Source organism: Ectothiorhodospira sp. BSL-9, assembly GCF_001632845.1.
Lineage (GTDB): Bacteria > Pseudomonadota > Gammaproteobacteria > Ectothiorhodospirales > Ectothiorhodospiraceae > Ectothiorhodospira.
Map to the genome: position 1 here is coordinate 1,713,203 of NZ_CP011994.1, position 16,798 is coordinate 1,730,000.

At 59.8% G+C, this 16,798-nt stretch carries 31 protein-coding genes and 1 pseudogene; all 32 read left to right on the plus strand.

Translation table 11 applies throughout. The annotated features are described in order from the left end of the window. The first annotated feature begins 20 nt into the window (after positions 1-20). The gene (tuf, locus tag ECTOBSL9_RS08035; protein WP_063464621.1) at positions 21-1,211 is read left to right on the plus strand and encodes an elongation factor Tu; all 1,191 of its coding nucleotides are present in this window, start codon (positions 21-23) and stop codon (positions 1,209-1,211) included. A 6-nt stretch (positions 1,212-1,217) separates the two neighbouring features. Continuing rightward, complete coding sequence (gene rpsJ / locus ECTOBSL9_RS08040; RefSeq protein ID WP_025282228.1) at positions 1,218-1,532, plus strand: 30S ribosomal protein S10; 315 nt, start codon at positions 1,218-1,220, stop codon at positions 1,530-1,532. Between the two features lie 131 nt (positions 1,533-1,663). Beyond that, the gene (gene rplC / locus ECTOBSL9_RS08045) at positions 1,664-2,308 is read left to right on the plus strand and encodes a 50S ribosomal protein L3 (protein ID WP_025282227.1); all 645 of its coding nucleotides are present in this window, start codon (positions 1,664-1,666) and stop codon (positions 2,306-2,308) included. Between the two features lie 5 nt (positions 2,309-2,313). After that, complete coding sequence (gene rplD / locus ECTOBSL9_RS08050) at positions 2,314-2,919, plus strand: 50S ribosomal protein L4 (RefSeq protein ID WP_063464622.1); 606 nt, start codon at positions 2,314-2,316, stop codon at positions 2,917-2,919. Beyond that, the gene (gene rplW / locus ECTOBSL9_RS08055; protein ID WP_025282225.1) at positions 2,916-3,212 is read left to right on the plus strand and encodes a 50S ribosomal protein L23; all 297 of its coding nucleotides are present in this window, start codon (positions 2,916-2,918) and stop codon (positions 3,210-3,212) included. The genes rplD and rplW overlap by 4 nt, the downstream gene beginning before the upstream one ends. An 18-nt stretch (positions 3,213-3,230) precedes the next feature. Next, positions 3,231-4,055 carry a 50S ribosomal protein L2 gene (gene rplB / locus ECTOBSL9_RS08060; protein WP_025282224.1) on the plus strand — a complete coding sequence of 275 codons (825 nt, stop codon included), beginning with the start codon at positions 3,231-3,233 and terminating at the stop codon, positions 4,053-4,055. Between the two features lie 19 nt (positions 4,056-4,074). Then, positions 4,075-4,347: a 30S ribosomal protein S19 gene (gene rpsS / locus ECTOBSL9_RS08065; protein WP_025282223.1), complete on the plus strand. Its 273-nt coding sequence runs from the start codon at positions 4,075-4,077 to the stop codon at positions 4,345-4,347. Between the two features lie 4 nt (positions 4,348-4,351). Beyond that, entirely contained in the window at positions 4,352-4,690 is a 339-nt protein-coding gene (gene rplV, locus ECTOBSL9_RS08070; RefSeq protein ID WP_205632008.1) for a 50S ribosomal protein L22, read from the plus strand. A 14-nt stretch (positions 4,691-4,704) separates the two neighbouring features. Beyond that, a complete protein-coding gene (rpsC, locus tag ECTOBSL9_RS08075) occupies positions 4,705-5,391 on the plus strand; it encodes a 30S ribosomal protein S3 (RefSeq protein WP_025282221.1) in 687 nt (228 codons plus the stop codon). 12 nt (positions 5,392-5,403) lie between these two features. Next, positions 5,404-5,817 carry a 50S ribosomal protein L16 gene (gene rplP / locus ECTOBSL9_RS08080; protein WP_025282220.1) on the plus strand — a complete coding sequence of 138 codons (414 nt, stop codon included), beginning with the start codon at positions 5,404-5,406 and terminating at the stop codon, positions 5,815-5,817. Then, entirely contained in the window at positions 5,817-6,014 is a 198-nt protein-coding gene (gene rpmC / locus ECTOBSL9_RS08085; RefSeq protein WP_025282219.1) for a 50S ribosomal protein L29, read from the plus strand. Before rplP ends, rpmC begins: the two co-directional genes overlap by 1 nt. Positions 6,015-6,018: 4 nt before the next feature. Further along, positions 6,019-6,285 (plus strand): 30S ribosomal protein S17, encoded by a 267-nt coding sequence (gene rpsQ / locus ECTOBSL9_RS08090; protein ID WP_025282218.1) that lies wholly within the window; start codon positions 6,019-6,021, stop codon positions 6,283-6,285. Positions 6,286-6,326: 41 nt separating this feature from the next. Next, positions 6,327-6,695 carry a 50S ribosomal protein L14 gene (gene rplN, locus ECTOBSL9_RS08095; RefSeq protein ID WP_025282217.1) on the plus strand — a complete coding sequence of 123 codons (369 nt, stop codon included), beginning with the start codon at positions 6,327-6,329 and terminating at the stop codon, positions 6,693-6,695. 24 nt (positions 6,696-6,719) lie between these two features. After that, on the plus strand, positions 6,720-7,040 hold the full coding sequence (gene rplX / locus ECTOBSL9_RS08100) for a 50S ribosomal protein L24 (RefSeq protein WP_063464623.1): 321 nt from the start codon (positions 6,720-6,722) through the stop codon (positions 7,038-7,040). A gap of 10 nt (positions 7,041-7,050) precedes the next feature. Continuing rightward, positions 7,051-7,590: a 50S ribosomal protein L5 gene (rplE, locus tag ECTOBSL9_RS08105; RefSeq protein WP_063464624.1), complete on the plus strand. Its 540-nt coding sequence runs from the start codon at positions 7,051-7,053 to the stop codon at positions 7,588-7,590. 13 nt (positions 7,591-7,603) lie between these two features. After that, complete coding sequence (rpsN, locus tag ECTOBSL9_RS08110) at positions 7,604-7,909, plus strand: 30S ribosomal protein S14 (protein WP_063464625.1); 306 nt, start codon at positions 7,604-7,606, stop codon at positions 7,907-7,909. A gap of 15 nt (positions 7,910-7,924) precedes the next feature. Continuing rightward, a complete protein-coding gene (gene rpsH, locus ECTOBSL9_RS08115) occupies positions 7,925-8,320 on the plus strand; it encodes a 30S ribosomal protein S8 (RefSeq protein WP_025282213.1) in 396 nt (131 codons plus the stop codon). Positions 8,321-8,333: 13 nt separating this feature from the next. After that, the gene (gene rplF, locus ECTOBSL9_RS08120; protein WP_063464626.1) at positions 8,334-8,867 is read left to right on the plus strand and encodes a 50S ribosomal protein L6; all 534 of its coding nucleotides are present in this window, start codon (positions 8,334-8,336) and stop codon (positions 8,865-8,867) included. Positions 8,868-8,882: 15 nt separating this feature from the next. Then, entirely contained in the window at positions 8,883-9,236 is a 354-nt protein-coding gene (gene rplR, locus ECTOBSL9_RS08125) for a 50S ribosomal protein L18 (protein ID WP_025282211.1), read from the plus strand. Positions 9,237-9,249: 13 nt separating this feature from the next. Next, positions 9,250-9,753, plus strand: a complete 504-nt coding sequence (gene rpsE, locus ECTOBSL9_RS08130) for a 30S ribosomal protein S5 (protein ID WP_063464627.1) — start codon at positions 9,250-9,252, stop codon at positions 9,751-9,753. A gap of 3 nt (positions 9,754-9,756) precedes the next feature. Continuing rightward, entirely contained in the window at positions 9,757-9,939 is a 183-nt protein-coding gene (gene rpmD, locus ECTOBSL9_RS08135) for a 50S ribosomal protein L30 (RefSeq protein WP_063464628.1), read from the plus strand. Between the two features lies 1 nt (position 9,940). Further along, the gene (rplO, locus tag ECTOBSL9_RS08140) at positions 9,941-10,372 is read left to right on the plus strand and encodes a 50S ribosomal protein L15 (protein ID WP_063464629.1); all 432 of its coding nucleotides are present in this window, start codon (positions 9,941-9,943) and stop codon (positions 10,370-10,372) included. A 42-nt stretch (positions 10,373-10,414) separates the two neighbouring features. Continuing rightward, complete coding sequence (secY, locus tag ECTOBSL9_RS08145; RefSeq protein ID WP_051582629.1) at positions 10,415-11,728, plus strand: preprotein translocase subunit SecY; 1,314 nt, start codon at positions 10,415-10,417, stop codon at positions 11,726-11,728. 24 nt (positions 11,729-11,752) lie between these two features. Further along, positions 11,753-11,866 (plus strand): 50S ribosomal protein L36, encoded by a 114-nt coding sequence (gene rpmJ, locus ECTOBSL9_RS16565; RefSeq protein ID WP_008933182.1) that lies wholly within the window; start codon positions 11,753-11,755, stop codon positions 11,864-11,866. Positions 11,867-11,933: 67 nt separating this feature from the next. Next, a complete protein-coding gene (gene rpsM / locus ECTOBSL9_RS08150) occupies positions 11,934-12,290 on the plus strand; it encodes a 30S ribosomal protein S13 (protein ID WP_025282205.1) in 357 nt (118 codons plus the stop codon). A 24-nt stretch (positions 12,291-12,314) separates the two neighbouring features. Beyond that, positions 12,315-12,704 carry a 30S ribosomal protein S11 gene (rpsK, locus tag ECTOBSL9_RS08155; protein ID WP_025282204.1) on the plus strand — a complete coding sequence of 130 codons (390 nt, stop codon included), beginning with the start codon at positions 12,315-12,317 and terminating at the stop codon, positions 12,702-12,704. A 14-nt stretch (positions 12,705-12,718) separates the two neighbouring features. After that, entirely contained in the window at positions 12,719-13,339 is a 621-nt protein-coding gene (gene rpsD, locus ECTOBSL9_RS08160; RefSeq protein WP_063464630.1) for a 30S ribosomal protein S4, read from the plus strand. A gap of 18 nt (positions 13,340-13,357) precedes the next feature. Further along, positions 13,358-14,362 (plus strand): DNA-directed RNA polymerase subunit alpha, encoded by a 1,005-nt coding sequence (rpoA, locus tag ECTOBSL9_RS08165; RefSeq protein WP_063464631.1) that lies wholly within the window; start codon positions 13,358-13,360, stop codon positions 14,360-14,362. Between the two features lie 43 nt (positions 14,363-14,405). Continuing rightward, a complete protein-coding gene (gene rplQ, locus ECTOBSL9_RS08170; RefSeq protein WP_063464632.1) occupies positions 14,406-14,795 on the plus strand; it encodes a 50S ribosomal protein L17 in 390 nt (129 codons plus the stop codon). Positions 14,796-14,951: 156 nt separating this feature from the next. After that, positions 14,952-15,308 (plus strand): annotated as a pseudogene (locus ECTOBSL9_RS17670) (SAM-dependent chlorinase/fluorinase); the annotation flags it as partial. A 92-nt stretch (positions 15,309-15,400) separates the two neighbouring features. Then, positions 15,401-15,703: an SAM hydroxide adenosyltransferase gene (locus ECTOBSL9_RS17675; RefSeq protein WP_256366336.1), complete on the plus strand. Its 303-nt coding sequence runs from the start codon at positions 15,401-15,403 to the stop codon at positions 15,701-15,703. Beyond that, positions 15,700-16,590 carry a prenyltransferase gene (locus ECTOBSL9_RS08180; protein WP_063464633.1) on the plus strand — a complete coding sequence of 297 codons (891 nt, stop codon included), beginning with the start codon at positions 15,700-15,702 and terminating at the stop codon, positions 16,588-16,590. The genes ECTOBSL9_RS17675 and ECTOBSL9_RS08180 overlap by 4 nt, the downstream gene beginning before the upstream one ends. Positions 16,591-16,798: the final 208 nt, after the last annotated feature.

Consider the following 16,798-nt stretch of genomic DNA (forward strand, 5'->3'; position numbering starts at 1 on the left):
TTTTTTGAAGGGGTAGAAAGGTGTCGAAGGAAAAGTTCGAGCGTAAAAAGCCGCACGTGAATGTGGGGACGATTGGTCACGTTGACCATGGCAAGACCACGCTGACGGCAGCACTGACGGTGTGCCAGGCCAAGAAGTTTGGTGGTGAGTCCCGTGCTTACGACCAGATCGATAATGCCCCGGAAGAGCGGGCCCGTGGTATCACCATTGCGACCGCCCACGTGGAATATGAGTCCGACGTGCGTCACTACGCCCACGTGGACTGCCCCGGTCACGCGGACTACGTGAAGAACATGATCACGGGTGCGGCGCAGATGGACGGCGCCATCCTGGTGGTGTCTGCGGCTGACGGCCCGATGCCTCAGACTCGTGAACACATTCTGCTGGCCCGCCAGGTGGGCGTGCCGTGCATTGTGGTGTTCATGAACAAGGCGGACATGGTTGACGATCCGGAGCTGCTGGAGCTGGTGGAGATGGAAGTCCGTGATCTGCTGTCCAGCTATGAATTCCCTGGCGACGACACCCCGATCATCACCGGTTCCGCGCTGAAGGCGCTGGAAGGTGACACCTCCGAGATCGGTATTCCGGCCATCGACAAGCTGATCGAGGCGCTGGACACCTACATTCCGGAGCCTGAGCGTGCCATTGATGGTGCGTTCCTGATGCCGGTGGAAGACGTGTTCTCCATTTCCGGTCGTGGCACGGTGGTGACCGGTCGTATTGAGCGCGGTATCTGCAAGGTGGGTGATGAAGTGGCGATCGTGGGTATCCACGACACCAAGAAGACCACCGTGACCGGCGTTGAGATGTTCCGCAAGCTGCTGGACCAGGGTCAGGCGGGTGACAACGTGGGCGTTCTGCTGCGTGGTACCAAGCGTGACGAGGTTGAGCGTGGTCAGGTGCTGTGCAAGCCCGGTTCCATTACGCCGCACACCAAGTTTGAAGCTGAGGTGTACGTGCTGTCCAAGGAAGAGGGTGGTCGTCACACGCCGTTCTTCAATGGCTATCGTCCGCAGTTTTATTTCCGGACCACTGACGTGACCGGTTCCTGTGATCTGCCTGAAGGTATCGAGATGGTGATGCCGGGTGACAACGTCAAGATGACGGTGTCGCTGATTGCGCCGATCGCTATGGAAGACGGCCTGCGTTTTGCAATTCGCGAAGGTGGCCGCACCGTCGGCGCCGGCGTTGTCGCCAAGATCATCGAGTAAACGTCCATGGCAGCCAAGCAAAGAATTCGTATTCGCCTCAAGGCCTTTGATCATCGTTTGATCGATCGCTCGGCCGTTGAGATCGTGGAAACCGCGAAGCGTACCGGTGCGCGGGTGAAGGGTCCGATCCCTTTGCCCACGAAGATGGAAAGCTTCACGGTGCTCATCTCTCCCCACGTCAACAAGGACGCGCGGGACCAGTATGAGATCCGTACGCACAAGCGTCTGATGGATATCATGGACCCCACCGACAAGACGGTGGACGCCCTGATGAAACTGGACCTGGCGGCCGGTGTGGATGTGCAAATAAAGCTTAACTAGCCCTGATTTCTGTGGCATAATAGTTGGCTTTCCATGGCCCGGTGCAGGGTAACTTGTACCGGGCCGTGACTTTCAGAATGAAATAATTTCTCCGACGCCCCGGGTCTCGGGGTGGAAGCAGAGGTAGTGTCATGGCAATCGGACTGGTCGGTCGCAAGGTGGGCATGACTCGTGTCTTTACGGAAGACGGAGTGTCCCTGCCGGTGTCTGTCATCGAGGTGGAGCCGAATCGTGTCGCCCAGGTGAAGGCCGGCGAGCGCGATGGTTATCGCTCCCTTCAGGTAGCGGTGGGTTCTCGTAAGGCGAGTCGTGTAGGTAAGCCCCTGGCCGGTCATCTGGCCAAGGCGGGCGTGGAGGCCGGTCGCGGTCTCTGGGAATTCCGTCTGGAAGATGGTGAAGGCGAGGGTATTGAGGCCGGCGCCGAGTTGAAGGTGGATGTCTTTTCCGAAGGTCAGATGGTGGATGTCACCGGGACCAGTAAGGGTAAAGGTTTCCAGGGTGTGATCAAGCGTCACAACTTCAGCATGCAGGACGCCACTCACGGTAACTCCCGCTCCCATCGTGCGCCGGGTTCCATTGGTCAGAATCAGACTCCTGGTCGCGTGTTCAAGGGCAAGAAGATGGCCGGTCAGATGGGCAACGTGCGTTGCACCGTCCAGAACCTGCAGGTTGTCCGGGTGGACGCTGAACGGAATCTGCTTCTGATTCGTGGTGCGGTGCCGGGTTCCACCGGTGGTGACGTCATGGTGCGTCCCGCTGTCAAGGCGAAGGGTTGAATCTCATGAAGCTTCAGGTTCAGGACACGCAGCAAGGCGTTGACGTCTCCGACGCAGCGTTTGGCCGCGATTTTAACGAGACGCTGGTGCACCAGGCTGTGGTCGCCCATATGGCCGGTGGTCGCTTTGGTACCAAGGCGCAGAAGACTCGTGCGCAGGTGCGTGGCGGCGGCGCCAAGCCCTGGCGGCAGAAGGGTACGGGCCGTGCCCGTGCCGGTACCATCCGCAGCCCGCTGTGGCGTGGGGGCGGCAAGATCTTTGCGGCCGCGCCTCGTGACTATCGGCAGAAACTCAACCGCAAGATGTATCGGGCCGCCATGGCCAGCATCTTTTCCGAGCTGGTCCGTCAGGATCGTCTGGTGGTGGTTGAAGACTTCAAGGTGGGCGAGCCCCGTACCAAGGCGCTGATTGCCAAGTTGTCCGAACTGGGCCTGGAGTCGGCGCTGATTGTGGCGGCTGAGGCTGACGGTAATCTGTACCTCTCGGCGCGAAATCTGCCGAAAGTGGATGTTCTGGACGTCGCGGAAGTGAATCCCGTGAGTCTGGTGGGTGCTGAGAAGGTGTTGATCACCGTGTCCGCGCTCAAGCATGTTGAAGGGTGGCTGTCATGAACGAAGAAAGAATGCTGAAGGTGATCGTCGGTCCGCATGTGTCCGAGAAAGGCACCATGCTCGCTGAAGCCGCGAACCAGCATGTGTTCAAGGTGGCTGTCGACGCAACCCGTGATGAAGTTCGCCAGGCCGTGGAGAAACTCTTCGAAGTGAAGGTTTCCTCGGTGCGTGTGCTGAACCAGCAGGGTAAGCGTAAGCGGTTGGGCAGATCCCAGGGTCGCCGCAATCATTGGAGAAAGGCCTACGTGACCCTCGAGCCGGGTTACGATATTGAACTGGCCGGCAACGAGTAATCGGAAAGGTAACGCGAAATGGCGATCGTCAAGTCGAAACCCACTTCCGCGGGCCGCCGTTTTGTGGTCCGGGGTGTGACCCCCGATCTTCACAAGGGCGAGCCGTACGGCCCGCTGTTGGAGAAGAAGAGCCGCACCGGTGGCCGCAACAACCAGGGGCGCATTACGACGCGTCACGTGGGTGGCGGTCACAAGCAGCGCTACCGCATCGTGGACTTCAAGCGCAACAAGGATGACGTCCCGGGTAAGGTTGAGCGGCTGGAATATGATCCTAACCGTAGTGCGCATCTTGCATTGGTGCTGTACGCGGACGGCGAACGTCGGTATATTATCGCGCCTCGTGGCGTGAAGGCCGGCGACCCGGTGGTCTCTGGCGTGCATGCCCCGATTCGGTCTGGCAACTGCCTGCCGCTTCGGAACATTCCGCTGGGTACCGTGATTCACTGCATCGAGATGCGTCCCGGTAAGGGTGCGCAGCTGGCACGCAGTGCCGGCACTGGCGTGCAGTTGGTTGCACGTGAGGGTCAGTACGTGACGCTGCGACTGCGCTCCGGAGAGATGCGCAAGGTGCATGCGGATTGCCGCGCGACCATCGGTGAAGTCAGTAATTCCGAGCACAGCCTGCGCAAGTTCGGCAAGGCTGGCGCCCGTCGTTGGCTGGGCATTCGCCCGACCGTACGAGGCACGGCGATGAACCCGGTCGACCACCCCCACGGTGGTGGTGAAGGCCGGAACTTCGGCCAGCATCCGGTTACCCCCTGGGGTATTCCGACCAAGGGTTACAAAACCCGCAAGAACAAGCGGACGGATAGCATGATTGTGCGCCGTCGGAAAGCGAAGTAAGAGTTGAGGGGATAGATCAGTGCCGCGTTCGCTGAAGAAAGGTCCTTTTGTCGACCATCATCTGTTCAAGAAAGTGGAAGCAGCTTCTGCTGCCAACGACAGGCGTCCCATCAAGACCTGGTCACGCCGGTCCATGGTGATTCCGCAGATGGTGGGATTGACGTTGGCTGTCCATAACGGGCGGCAGCATGTGCCGGTGCTGATCAACGAAAACATGGTGGGTCACAAGCTCGGGGAGTTCGCCGCAACGCGTACCTTCAAGGGCCACGTGGCTGACAAGAAGGCAAGGTAAGGGGTTGATGATGGAAACCGTCGCAGTATTGCGATTCGCTCGCATATCGCCGCAGAAGTGTCGGTTGGTGGCGGATCAGGTCCGTGGGCTGCCCGTTGAGCGGGCGCTGCAGATTCTGTCCTTCAGCCCGAAGAAGTCCGCTCATCTGGTTCGCAAGATCCTTGAGTCGGCCATTGCCAATGCCGAGCACAATGATGGTGCGGATGTGGATGAGCTGCGTGTGTCGCGCATCTGTGTGGACCAGGGTCCGGTGCTCAAGCGCATCCAGGCGCGGGCCAAGGGCCGGGCTAACCGGATCAACAAACGTACAAGTCACATTACCGTCGCCGTCAGCGCCGAGTAAGGTAGGGGTCTGAGATGGGTCAGAAAGTCAATCCGATCGGTTTCCGTCTGGGGGTGTCCGCGGACTGGGCATCCACCTGGTACGCAGATGGTCGGGATTACGCCGACAACCTGCACAGTGATCTGGAAATCCGTAAGTTTCTGAAGAAGAAACTGTCCCAGGCCTCCGTCAGTCGCATCGAGATCGCCCGGCCCGCGCGCCAGGCGTTCATCACGATTCACACGGCGCGTCCGGGTATCGTCATCGGCAAGAAGGGCGAGGATATCGAGGCGCTGCGCCGCGAGGTTGCCGGCCGCCTGGGTCTTCCCCCGCAGGCCGTGAAGATCAACATTGAAGAGATCCGCAAGCCCGAGACCGATGCACAGCTCGTGGCCGAAGGGATCGCGCAACAGCTGGAGCGCCGTATCATGTTCCGCCGCGCCATGAAGCGCGCCGTGGGTAATGCGATGCGCCTCGGCGCTCAGGGCGTGAAAGTGCATGTCTCCGGCCGCCTCAACGGCGCCGAGATCGCCCGCAGCGAGTGGTATCGCGAAGGCCGTGTGCCGCTGCATACCCTGCGCGCGGAAATTGATTATGGGTTTGCCGAAGCTCAGACCACCTACGGCATCATCGGTGTGAAGGTCTGGGTGTTTAAGGGTGAAGTGTTCGACTTCGAGAAAAAGACGGACGCTGCCCAGGAAGGCAAGGCCGCGGTTAACTGAGGAGTTTGAGTGATGCTGCAGCCCAAGAGAACAAAATTCCGTAAGCAGTTCAAGGGCAAGAACCGCGGTCTGGCTATTTCCGGTGGGAAGGTCAGCTTCGGCGAGTTCGCCCTGCAGTCTGTCGATCGGGGCCGTATCACGGCGCGTCAGATTGAAGCTGCTCGTCGTGCGATGAACCGGCATATCAAGCGTGGCGGCAAGATCTGGATCCGTATTTTCCCGGATGTGCCCGTCACCAAAAAGCCCGTTGAAGTGCGTATGGGTAAGGGTAAGGGCAACGTGGAATACTGGGTTTGCAAGATTCAGCCCGGCCGCGTGCTCTATGAGATGGAAGGCGTGAGTGAAGAAGTGGCTCGTGAGGCGTTTCGCCTGGCCGCTGCCAAGCTGCCCATCAAGACGGCATTTGTGACACGGCAGGTGATGTGATGAAGGCGAGCGAAGTGCGTGAGCAGAACACCGAAGAACTGCGTGGTGAGCTGCTGGAGCTGTACCGCGAGCAGTTCAAGATGCGGATGCAAAAGGGCACGGGCCAACCGCCCCGCCCAGACCGCTTCGGCAAAATCCGCAAGGACGTTGCCCGCATCAAGACCGTGCTGAACGAGCGTTCGAGAGCAGGCGAGTAAAGTCATGAGCGAACAAGAAGTCAAAGAACAACGTGCGGTCACTGGCCGTGTCATCAGTGACAAGATGGACAAGACCCGCACTGTGCTCATCGAGCGCCGTGTGCGTCACCCACTGTATGGCAAGTACATGCGCCGCTCCACCAAGCTGCACGTCCATGACGAAGGCAACGACTCCCGCATGGGCGATAAGGTCCTGGTGAAGGAGTGCCGCCCCATGTCCCGGACGAAGACGTTCCGCCTGCTGAAGGTTGTTGAGCGCGCGCCTGAGTGAGGCCGGTGACGGCCACCACCGATACGAAGTGAGATCAGATCATGATTCAGATGCAGACGGTTTTGGATGCAGCGGACAACAGCGGGGCGCGCCGGGTCCAGTGCATCAAGGTTCTCGGCGGTTCGCACCGGCGCTACGCCGCCGTGGGTGACATTGTGAAGGTGAGCGTCAAGGACGCGATCCCCCGCGGCAAGGTCAAGAAGGGCGAGGTTTACAACGCGGTGGTCGTGAGAACCGCCAAGGGTGTACGTCGTCCGGATGGCTCGGTCATCCGCTTCGATCGTAATGCGGCCGTTCTGCTGAATAACCAGCTGCAGCCGATTGGCACCCGTATTTTCGGGCCCGTCACACGCGAGCTGCGCGGTGAGCGGTTCATGAAGATCATTTCCCTGGCGCCGGAAGTACTGTAACGCGAAAGGCTGAGGTAGAAGACGATGCGCAGAATTCGACAGGGTGATGATGTAGTGGTCATCGCCGGCAAGGACAAGGGCCGCCGCGGTACCGTACTGAAGGTGATCGACGATAAGCGGGTCCTGGTTCAGAACCTGAATATGGTGAAGAAGCATCAAAAGCCCAACCCTCATAACGGGGTTCAGGGCGGCATCATCGATAAAGAGATGCCATTGGACGTGTCCAATGTGATGCTTTACAACCCCGCAAGCGGCAAGGGTGATCGCGTGGGCTTCCGGACGCTCGAGGACGGCCGCAAGGTGCGGTACTACAAGTCCAACAACGAAGTCGTTGACGCGTCTTAAGGTGAATACGATGGCCAGGTTGAAACAATTTTACCAGGAGACCGTAGTCAAGCAGCTCATGGAGCGCTTTGAGTACGGCAATGTCATGGAAGTCCCGAAGATCACGAAGATCACCCTGAACATGGGTCTGGGCGAAGCCGTGGCGGACAAGAAAGTCATTGAACACGCGGTAGGCGACATGACTGCTGTCTCCGGACAGAAGCCGGTCGTGACCAAGGCGCGCAAGTCCATTGCCGGGTTCAAGATCCGCGATGGTTATCCCATTGGCTGCAAGGTCACCCTGCGCCGGGAGCAGATGTATGAGTTCCTGGATCGTCTGGTGAACGTGGCGCTGCCCCGGGTGCGTGACTTCCGTGGTCTGAATGCCAAGTCCTTCGATGGTCGTGGCAATTACAATATGGGCGTGCGCGAGCAGATCATCTTCCCGGAAGTCGATTACGACAAGATCGATGCGTTGCGTGGGATGGATATCACCATCACCACGACGGCCAAGACTGACGAGGAAGGTCGGGCGCTGCTGCAGGCGTTCAACTTCCCGTTCAAGAATTGAGAGGTTTTTAGACATGGCCAAGATTTCCATGATGATGCGTGAAAAGAAGCGCGCCCAGCTGGTAAAGCAGTATGCCGAACGGCGGGCTGAGCTCAAGGCGCTCATCAGTAGCCCCGAGACGAGCCCGGAGGCCCGTATGGAAGCGGTGGTGAAGCTGCAGAAGCTGCCCCGTGATTCCAGCCCGGCGCGCCAGCGTAACCGCTGCCGCCTGACCGGTCGTCCGCATGGCTACTATCGGAAATTTGGCCTGGGGCGTAACAAGCTGCGCGAAGCGGCCATGCGGGGCGATGTGCCCGGTCTGGTCAAGTCGAGCTGGTAAGAGGGAAAGACCGAAATGAGTATGACCGATCCCGTGGCAGACCTCCTGACCCGCATTCGCAACGGCCAGCGCGCTGCCAAGACCGAAGTAACCCTGCCGGCTTCCAAGCTGAAGGTGGCGATTGCCCGCGTCCTGAAGGACGAGGGCTACGTCGCTGATGTAGTCGTTGACGAGCAGGAAAAGAAACCCGTCATGACGGTGAAATTGAAGTACTTCCAGGGCAAGCCCGTGATCGAGACGATCCAACGGGTGAGCCGTCCGGGCCTGCGTATCTATCGCTCCAAGGATGACTTGCCGACTGTAATCGGTGGCCTTGGTGTGGCGGTGATCTCCACCTCTGGTGGTGTGATGACCGAACGCCAGGCACGTGCCCAGGGTCAGGGCGGCGAAGTACTTTGCGTCGTCTCCTAATCGGATAGAAGCCATGTCCCGAGTAGCGAAAAACCCCATCACGCTCCCTAAGGGCGTAGATGTGATGATTAACAACGAGATGATCTCCGTCAAAGGTCCGAAGGGAGCGATGGAGTTCCCGATGAACCCGAACGTCGAGGTCTCGCAGGATGAAGGCGTGGTGCGCCTGGGGCCGGCTAATGGCAACGAGAAGCATTGGGCCATGGCCGGGACGATCCGCGCGCTGATCAACAATATGGTCACGGGCGTCAGCGCCGGCTTCGAGAGAAAGCTGGAACTGGTGGGCGTGGGTTATCGCGCTCAGGCACAGGGCAAGACGCTGAACCTGACGCTGGGGCTGTCCCACCCGGTGGAGTATCCGGTGCCCGAGGGCATCACCATCGAGACCCCCAGTCAGACCGAAGTCGTGGTCAAGGGCATCGACAAGCAGCAGGTCGGCCAGGTGGCTGCCGAGATCAGGAGCTTCCGCCCGCCGGAGCCTTACAAGGGTAAGGGTGTCCGGTATGCGAATGAGCAGATCATTCGCAAGGAAGCCAAGAAGAAATAAGGCAAGGTGACCACGATGGATAAGAAAACAGCTCGACTCCGGCGCGCTAGCCGTGCCCGGCACAAGATCCGCGAACTGGGTGCACACAGATTGTGCATTCATCGTACGCCGCGTCATGTTTATGCGCAGATCATCGCCCCCACGGGCTCCGAAGTGGTAGCCTGCGCTTCCACCGTGGAAGCCAGCGTGCGCGGTGATCTGAAGGCTACCGGCAATGTGGAAGCGGCCACGGCAGTAGGCCGTCTGATTGCTGAGCGGGCCTCGGCCAAGGGCATCAAGAAAGTGGCCTTCGACCGTTCCGGATTCAAGTACCACGGCCGCGTGAAGGCGCTGGCCGACGCCGCCCGAGAGGGCGGCCTGGAATTCTGACAAGGGTGATTCAATGGCAAGTGTGAACGCGAGCGACAACGACGGCCTTCAGGAGAAGCTCATCTCCGTGAACCGCGTGGCCAAGGTGGTCAAGGGCGGTAGGCAGTTCCGTTTCACGGCACTCACCATCGTGGGTGACGGTAACGGTAAGGTCGGTTTTGGCTACGGCAAGGCCCGCGAAGTGCCTCTGGCCATCCAGAAGGCGATGGAGTCTGCCCGCAAGAACATGCGTAAGGTCCCCTTGAAGGATGGCACGCTGCATTACTCCACGACCGCCCGACATGGTGCGGCCAAGGTGTTCATGCAGCCTGCTTCCGACGGTACTGGAATCATCGCCGGCGGCGCCATGCGCGCTGTCTTCGAAGTGGCGGGCGTGAAGAACGTGCTGGCCAAGTGCATTGGCTCACGTAACTCCAGCAACGTGGTGCGCGCGACCCTGAACGGGTTGACGTCGTTGCACGATCCGGAGCTGATCGCCGCCAAGCGCGGCAAGCAACTGGACGAGATCACGGGGTAAGACATGGCTGGCGAACTGAAAGTAACGCTGGTGCGCAGCAAGCACGGCCGCTTGAAGAAGCACGCTGCCTGCCTGCGTGGCCTGGGGATCCGACGGATCCACAATCCGGTGGTCGTCAAGGACACGCCGGAGAATCGGGGCATGATCAATAAAGTGTCCTATCTCCTGAAGGTTGAGGAGGCTTGAGATGAAACTGAATAACCTGAGCCCGGCCGAGGGCAGCCGGACCCCGGCCCGCCGTGTGGGTCGCGGTATTGGCTCCGGCCTGGGCAAGACCGCCGGTCGTGGTCACAAGGGTCAGAAATCCCGCTCCGGTGGCTACCAGAAGGTAGGCTTTGAGGGCGGTCAGATGCCCTTGCAGCGTCGGTTGCCGAAAGTCGGTTTCCGTTCGCGCACCGCTGGCGATTGCGCCGAGGTCCGTCTGCACGAGCTGCTGGGCTTTGAAGGCGTGATCGACCTGGCTGCCCTGAAAATGAAGGGTGTGGTGCCCATTCAGGCCAAGTCTGCCAAGGTGATCGCTTCCGGGTCCCTGGAGCAGGCGGTGACCTTGAAGGGTGTGGCTGTAACCAAGGGCGCGCGTGCCGCGATTGAAGCGGCAGGCGGGCAGATCGAGGAATAAGTGGCTGCATCCAATCCAACTGGGGGCGTTTCACTGGGCGGTATGGGGAAGTTCACTGAACTTCGCCAGCGCCTGCTATTCGTTTTGATGGCCTTGGTCGTCTACCGGATCGGGACATTCATTCCGGTGCCCGGGATCGACCCTGTGGCGTTGGAGCAGTTTTACGATGCCCAGTCCGGGACGATCCTGGACATGTTCAACATGTTCTCCGGGGGTGCCCTGGAGCGGTTGAGCATGTTCGCGCTGGGCGTCATGCCCTATATTTCGGCGGCGATCATCATGCAGTTGCTGGCGGCTACGGTGCCGGCGCTGCAGCAGATCAAGAAGGAAGGCGAGCCCGGGCGGCGGAAGATTACGCAGTACACCCGCTACGGTACGGTATTCCTGGCCTTGGTTCAGAGTATCGGTATCAGTATTGCCCTGAATCAGCAGACCATGGGCGATGCTACGGTCGCGCTCAACCCGGGGTTGGGCTTCATGTTCACCACGGTGGTGACGCTGGTGACCGGTACGGTATTCCTGATGTGGCTGGGTGAGCAGGTGACGGAAAGGGGTATCGGTAACGGTATCTCGATCATCATCTTTGCCGGGATCGTGGCAGGTCTGCCGGGTGCCTTTGGCGGCACGCTGGAGCTGGCGAGTACGGGTGAGTTGTCCCCTGCATTCGTGATGCTGCTGGTGGCCATGGCTCTGGGGGTGATCGGCTTCATCGTCTTCATCGAACGCGGGCAGCGCCGGATCACGGTGAACTATGCCAAGCGACAGGTGGGGCGGAAGGTCTATGGGGGACAGAGCAGTCATCTTCCTCTCAAGCTGAACATGGCCGGCGTGATCCCGGCGATCTTCGCCTCCAGTATCATCCTTTTCCCGGCGACGCTGGGAACCTGGTTCGGCCAGGCGGAGGGGGTGACCTGGTTGCGTGATCTGTCGTCAGCACTGGGCCCGGGTGAGCCGCTGTATGTGATGTTCTATGGCGCGGCCATTGTGTTCTTCTGCTTCTTCTACACGGCGCTGGTGTTCAACGCCCGGGAGACCGCAGAGAACCTGAAGAAGTCCGGCGCCTTCATTCCCGGGATTCGTCCCGGGGTGCAGACCGAGAAGTACATCGACAGCGTCATGACCCGCCTCACCGCGGTGGGTGCGATCTACATCACGGCCGTATGCCTGATGCCCGAGTTCCTGATTCTGTACTGGAACGTGCCGTTCTACTTCGGCGGGGCGTCGATGCTGATCATCGTGATCGTGGTGATGGACTTCATGGCACAACTTCAGGCGCACCTGGTGTCCCATCAGTACGAGGGACTGATGCGCAAAGCCAACCTTAAAGGCTACGGCAAGTCGGGCATGCTGCGCTAGCAGGCCCAGTGAGAGGAAAGAAACATGAAAGTACGTGCGTCTGTAAAGAAGATCTGCCGTAACTGCAAGATTATCCGTCGCAATGGCGTCGTTCGCGTGATCTGTTCCGATCCGCGTCACAAACAGCGTCAGGGTTAAGCATTGCTTTGGCAGCGTTCACTGGTTAGAATAGCCGGCTTTTCTGCCGGTTCTTGGAGATAGCTGGATGGCTCGTGTAGCAGGTGTCAATATTCCCGACCACAAACATGCGGTGATCGCCCTTCAGGCGATCTACGGCATCGGTAACACCCGTGCGAAAATGATCTGCGGGGCGGCGGGGATTCGGCCGGAGCAAAAGATCCGTGACCTCTCTGAAGAAGAGGTGGAAAAGATTCGTGCCGAAGTCGGTCGCCTGAGTGTAGAGGGTGATCTTCGCCGCGAGACCTCCATGAACATCAAGCGTTTGATGGATCTGGGTTGCTACCGGGGTTTGCGTCACCGTCGCGGTCTTCCGCTGCGCGGCCAGCGCACCCGCACGAACGCGCGCACCCGTAAGGGACCGCGTCGTCCCATCCGCAAGTAATATTCAGGATTACAGGAAACAGGTATGGCACAGGCCTCCACGCGGACCCGTAAGAAGGTCAAGAAGTCCGTCTCCGATGGAGTGGCGCATGTCTATGCGTCCTTCAACAACACGATCGTGACCATCACTGACCGTCAGGGCAACACCCTGTCCTGGGCGACGGCAGGTGGCTCCGGGTTCCGCGGATCCCGGAAGAGCACCCCCTTTGCCGCGCAGGTGGCGGCCGAGCGTGCCGGTACTGCGGCTCAGGAATATGGTTTGAAGAATCTTGAAGTGCTGGTCAAGGGTCCCGGCCCCGGTCGCGAATCGGCGGTGCGTGCGTTGAATAACGTGGGCTACAAGATCACGAACATCAGCGACATCACGCCGATTCCGCATAATGGCTGCCGTCCGCCCAAGAAGCGGCGCGTCTAGACTGGAGGAACCCCATGGCTCGATATATTGGCCCGAAGTGTAAGCTCAGCCGCCGGGAAGGTGCCGATCTCTCTCTGAAGAGTCGCGCCCGCGCGCTGGATAGCAAGTGCAAGCTGGACAAGCCGCCCGGTCAGCATGGCGACCGTCGTACCCGGCTGTCTGACTACGGCGTACAGCTGCGCGAGAAGCAGAAGCTGCGTCGGATCTATGGCGTGCTGGAAAAGCAGTTCCGGAACTACTACAAGGCGGCAACCCGTCTGAAGGGTTCCACGGGTGACAACCTGCTGAAGCTGCTGGAATGTCGCCTGGATAACGTGGTGTACCGTATGGGTTTTGGCACCACCCGTTCCGAGGCGCGCCAGCTGGTCAGCCACAAGGCCGTGCTCGTGAACGGTCAGACGGTGAACATCGCGTCATACCAGGTGAAGGCCACTGATGTGGTGTCCATCCGTGAGAAGGCCCGCAAGCAGGTGCGTATCCAGGATTCCCTGGCTCTGGCTGAGCAGTACGGCTTTCCCGAATGGGTCGATGTAGACACCAAAAAGATGGAAGGCGTTTTCAAGAGCGTTCCTGAGCGTAGCGATTTGCCGGCGGATATCAATGAGTCCCTGGTTGTCGAGCTCTACTCCAAGTAATTAGTTACGAGGTCTTTGATGCAGACCAAGGTCAACGAACTCCTCAAGCCTCGTCATATCGAGGTCCAGGCCGTCTCCGAAAGACTTTCGAAGGTTGTCCTGGAGCCGCTTGAGCGTGGTTTCGGTCATACGCTGGGCAATGCCCTGCGCCGGATTCTGCTGTCCTCGATCCCGGGGTCGGCTATCCTGGAGGCCGAAATCGAGGGTGTGCTCCATGAGTACACCACTATGGAAGGTGTGCAGGAAGATGTGGTGGATGTGCTGCTGAACCTGAAGGGTGTGGCGCTGCGCATGCACAACCGCGAGGAAGCGACGCTGACTCTGCGGAAGAAGGGGCCGGGTACGGTCACGGCGGGCGATATTGCCCTGGATCATGACGTGGAAATCGTCAATCCGGATCACGTGATTGCGCACCTGACCAAGAGTGGCGAGCTCAACATGACGCTCAAGGTGGGTCAGGGTCGCGGTTACCAGCCTGTGAGCACCCGTCGGTCTGCCGAGGGTGAGGACAGCTCCATTGGCCGGTTGTTGCTGGATGCCAGCTTCAGCCCGATTCGTCGAGTGGCCTATAAGGTGGAAAGTGCCCGTGTTGAGCAACGCACGGATATGGACCGCCTGGTGATCGAGCTCGAGACCAATGGGACCGTCGATCCGGATGATGCCATCCGCGAAGCGGCGACCATCCTGCAGAGCCAGTTGATGGCCTTTGTGGAGTTGCAGGGCGACGAAAGTGTGTCCCAGGAAAGCAAGCCGATGGATATCGATCCGATTCTGCTGCGGCCTGTGGACGATCTGGAGTTGACCGTGCGCTCGGCGAATTGCCTGAAGGCGGAGAACATCTATTATATCGGCGACCTGATTCAGCGGACCGAGGTGGAGCTGCTGAAGACGCCGAACCTGGGCAAGAAGTCGCTGACCGAGATTAAAGACGTGCTCGCCTCCCATGGTCTGTCCATGGGCATGCGCCTGGAAAACTGGCCACCGGCCGGTCTGAAAGAGCACGAGAAAAAGAGCACCGGCTGAACAAGCCGGGTGCACAGAATCTGACTGGAAGGATAATTAAGCCATGCGTCACCGCCAATCCGGTAGGCAACTCAACCGCAACAGTTCGCATCGCAAGGCGCTGATGCAATCCCTTGCACTGTCGCTGTTCCGTCACGAGGCCATCAAGACGACCCTGCCGAAGGCCAAGGAGCTTCGCCGGGTAGCCGAGCCTCTGATCACGATGGCGAAGGAAGACAGCGTGCACACCCGCCGCCTGGCATTCGCCCGGCTGCGTGACGACGAAGTGGTGGGCAAGCTCTTCACCGAGTTGGGCCCCCGCTATCAGGGTCGTCCGGGTGGGTACCTGCGCATTTTGAAATGCGGTTTCCGTAAGGGTGACAATGCGCCCATGGCGTTTGTGGAACTGGTGGATCGTCCGGACCCGGACGAGGCCAGCGAAGCCACCGCTTGATTGTTTGAAGTGGTTTAACCGTCCATCCGGGCGGAAGTAGCAAAAAGCCGGCCTTGTGCCGGCTTTTTGCGTTGGTGATGTCCATGACGGCGATGGCTTGCGGGGTCTTGGGATAGGTGCCTATATTGGCCGGACTCAATGAATATGGGGAGGCGCATGCTCGTCACGTACACTGATTTTGGCATCACCGGCCCCTATACGGGGCAGCTGGAGGCGGTACTCAGTCAATTGGCACCGGGGGTTCCAGTGGTGCATCTTCAAGCGGACGCCCCCGCGTTCAAGCCGCGTGCGGCAGGGTGTCTGCTCAAGTCCCTCGTGACCCCATTTGCCCCTGAAGCCGTCTTCGTGTGTGTGGTGGATCCGGGCGTGGGCATGGACCGTGATCCGATCTGGGTGAAGGCGCAGGGGCGACGCTTTGTGGGGCCCGACAATGGCCTGTTGGCCGGAGTCATTCGTGATGACCCGGACGCCGAGGCGTACCGGATTCTGTGGCGCCCGGCCCGGCTCTCAAACAGCTTTCATGGTCGGGATCTGTTCGCCCCGGTGGCGGCGGCGCTTGCGATGGGGGAGGGTGTGCGCGCGGAGGCCGTTTGTCCTTCGACGCTATGCGGTGCCGATTGGCCCAGGGATATGGCCGAGGTGATCTATGTGGATGTTTACGGGAATCTGGTGACGGGGTTATCGGGTGGCTCCGTGCCGCCGGAGACCCTGTTCCAGCTTGGGGGCGAGAGATTGCTTACCGTCGTGTGTTCGGGGAGGCCCCTGCAGGGGAGTTGTTCTGGTACGTCAATTCCATGGGGCTGGTGGAGGTGGCGGTGTCACAGGGTAGTGCCGCCGAGGTGTTGAAGATGGGTATTGGCGCGTCGCTCATGCAGGTCAGCGGTTGTGAACAAGGAGTATCAGCATGAAGCCGGCTGGCTCATATGACTTTATTCGTGCCATGCGCCCGTTCACCTTCAGTGTGGCGATTGCCGCTTGCGGGCTGGGTACGGTACTGGCGCTTCATCAAGGCTACGGTTCGGTCTGGCTGGCGCTGCTCATCATTGGGACCGGTGTCCTGTTGCAGGCAGCGGTCAATCTGATCAACGATCACGCGGACCTGCCCTTGCTGGAAGAGCAGGCACGTGAAGCGGACGCCGTGCGCCAGGAGCACTTGCAAACGGTGATCTCAGCGATCCGTCGAAATTTTCGTTGGGGAATGGCGTTTCTGGGGTTCGCCTTCCTGATCGGCCTGGGGCTTGTCTGGGTCCAGGGCTGGCTCTTGCTGGTGTTGATCATCATCGGTCTGCTGGGTGCTTATTTCTATTCCGGCGAGCCGGTGCACTACAAGCGCCGGGGTCTGGGCGTTGTCCTGGTGTTCTGGTTGATGGGGGTGCTCCTGGTGGGGGGCTCAGCCGTGGCCATGGGCGCCCCCCTGGCGGTATCCACGCTCCTCATCAGCATTCCCTTCAGCTTGCTCACGTCCCTGGTGCTCCTGGGTAACGAGTTGCGTGATCATGAGGAGGACCAACGCAATGGCTTGCGAACCCTGACCGTCCGGATTGGCGTGTTACGCGCCCGGCAGCTGTTTGGGGTGATGCTGGGGGCGGTCTATGTGGGCAGCTTGTTGTTGTGGTGGGGTGGTCTGCTGCCCTGGTTCTGGCACCTCCTGCTCTCCCTTCCCCTGGCATGGCCCCCGTTGCAGGCGGCCTGGGGGCCAGGGGCTGACCGTTCCCGGCTTCCCCAGCAGGCGGGGCGATTGTTTGCCGGCTTCGCCTTGTTGTTCTTGATTCCTTATGTGGTGCAGTTGGGGTGAGGGCAGAGGGGTTGGGGCCCCTGGCGCCCTTCCCCCGAGGGGGGCGGGGGAGTAGCTGAGGTGTTGGGGGGGTTGTCTGTTTGTTTGTGTGGTTCTCAAGTGTTTGTTTTTGTGTGGTATTTCAAAATAGTTTCAAAAAAGTGAAATTAGGGTGTTGACGGTTTTTTTCAGTGGCCTATAATGCGCGCTCTCCAACGGCAACACGGCA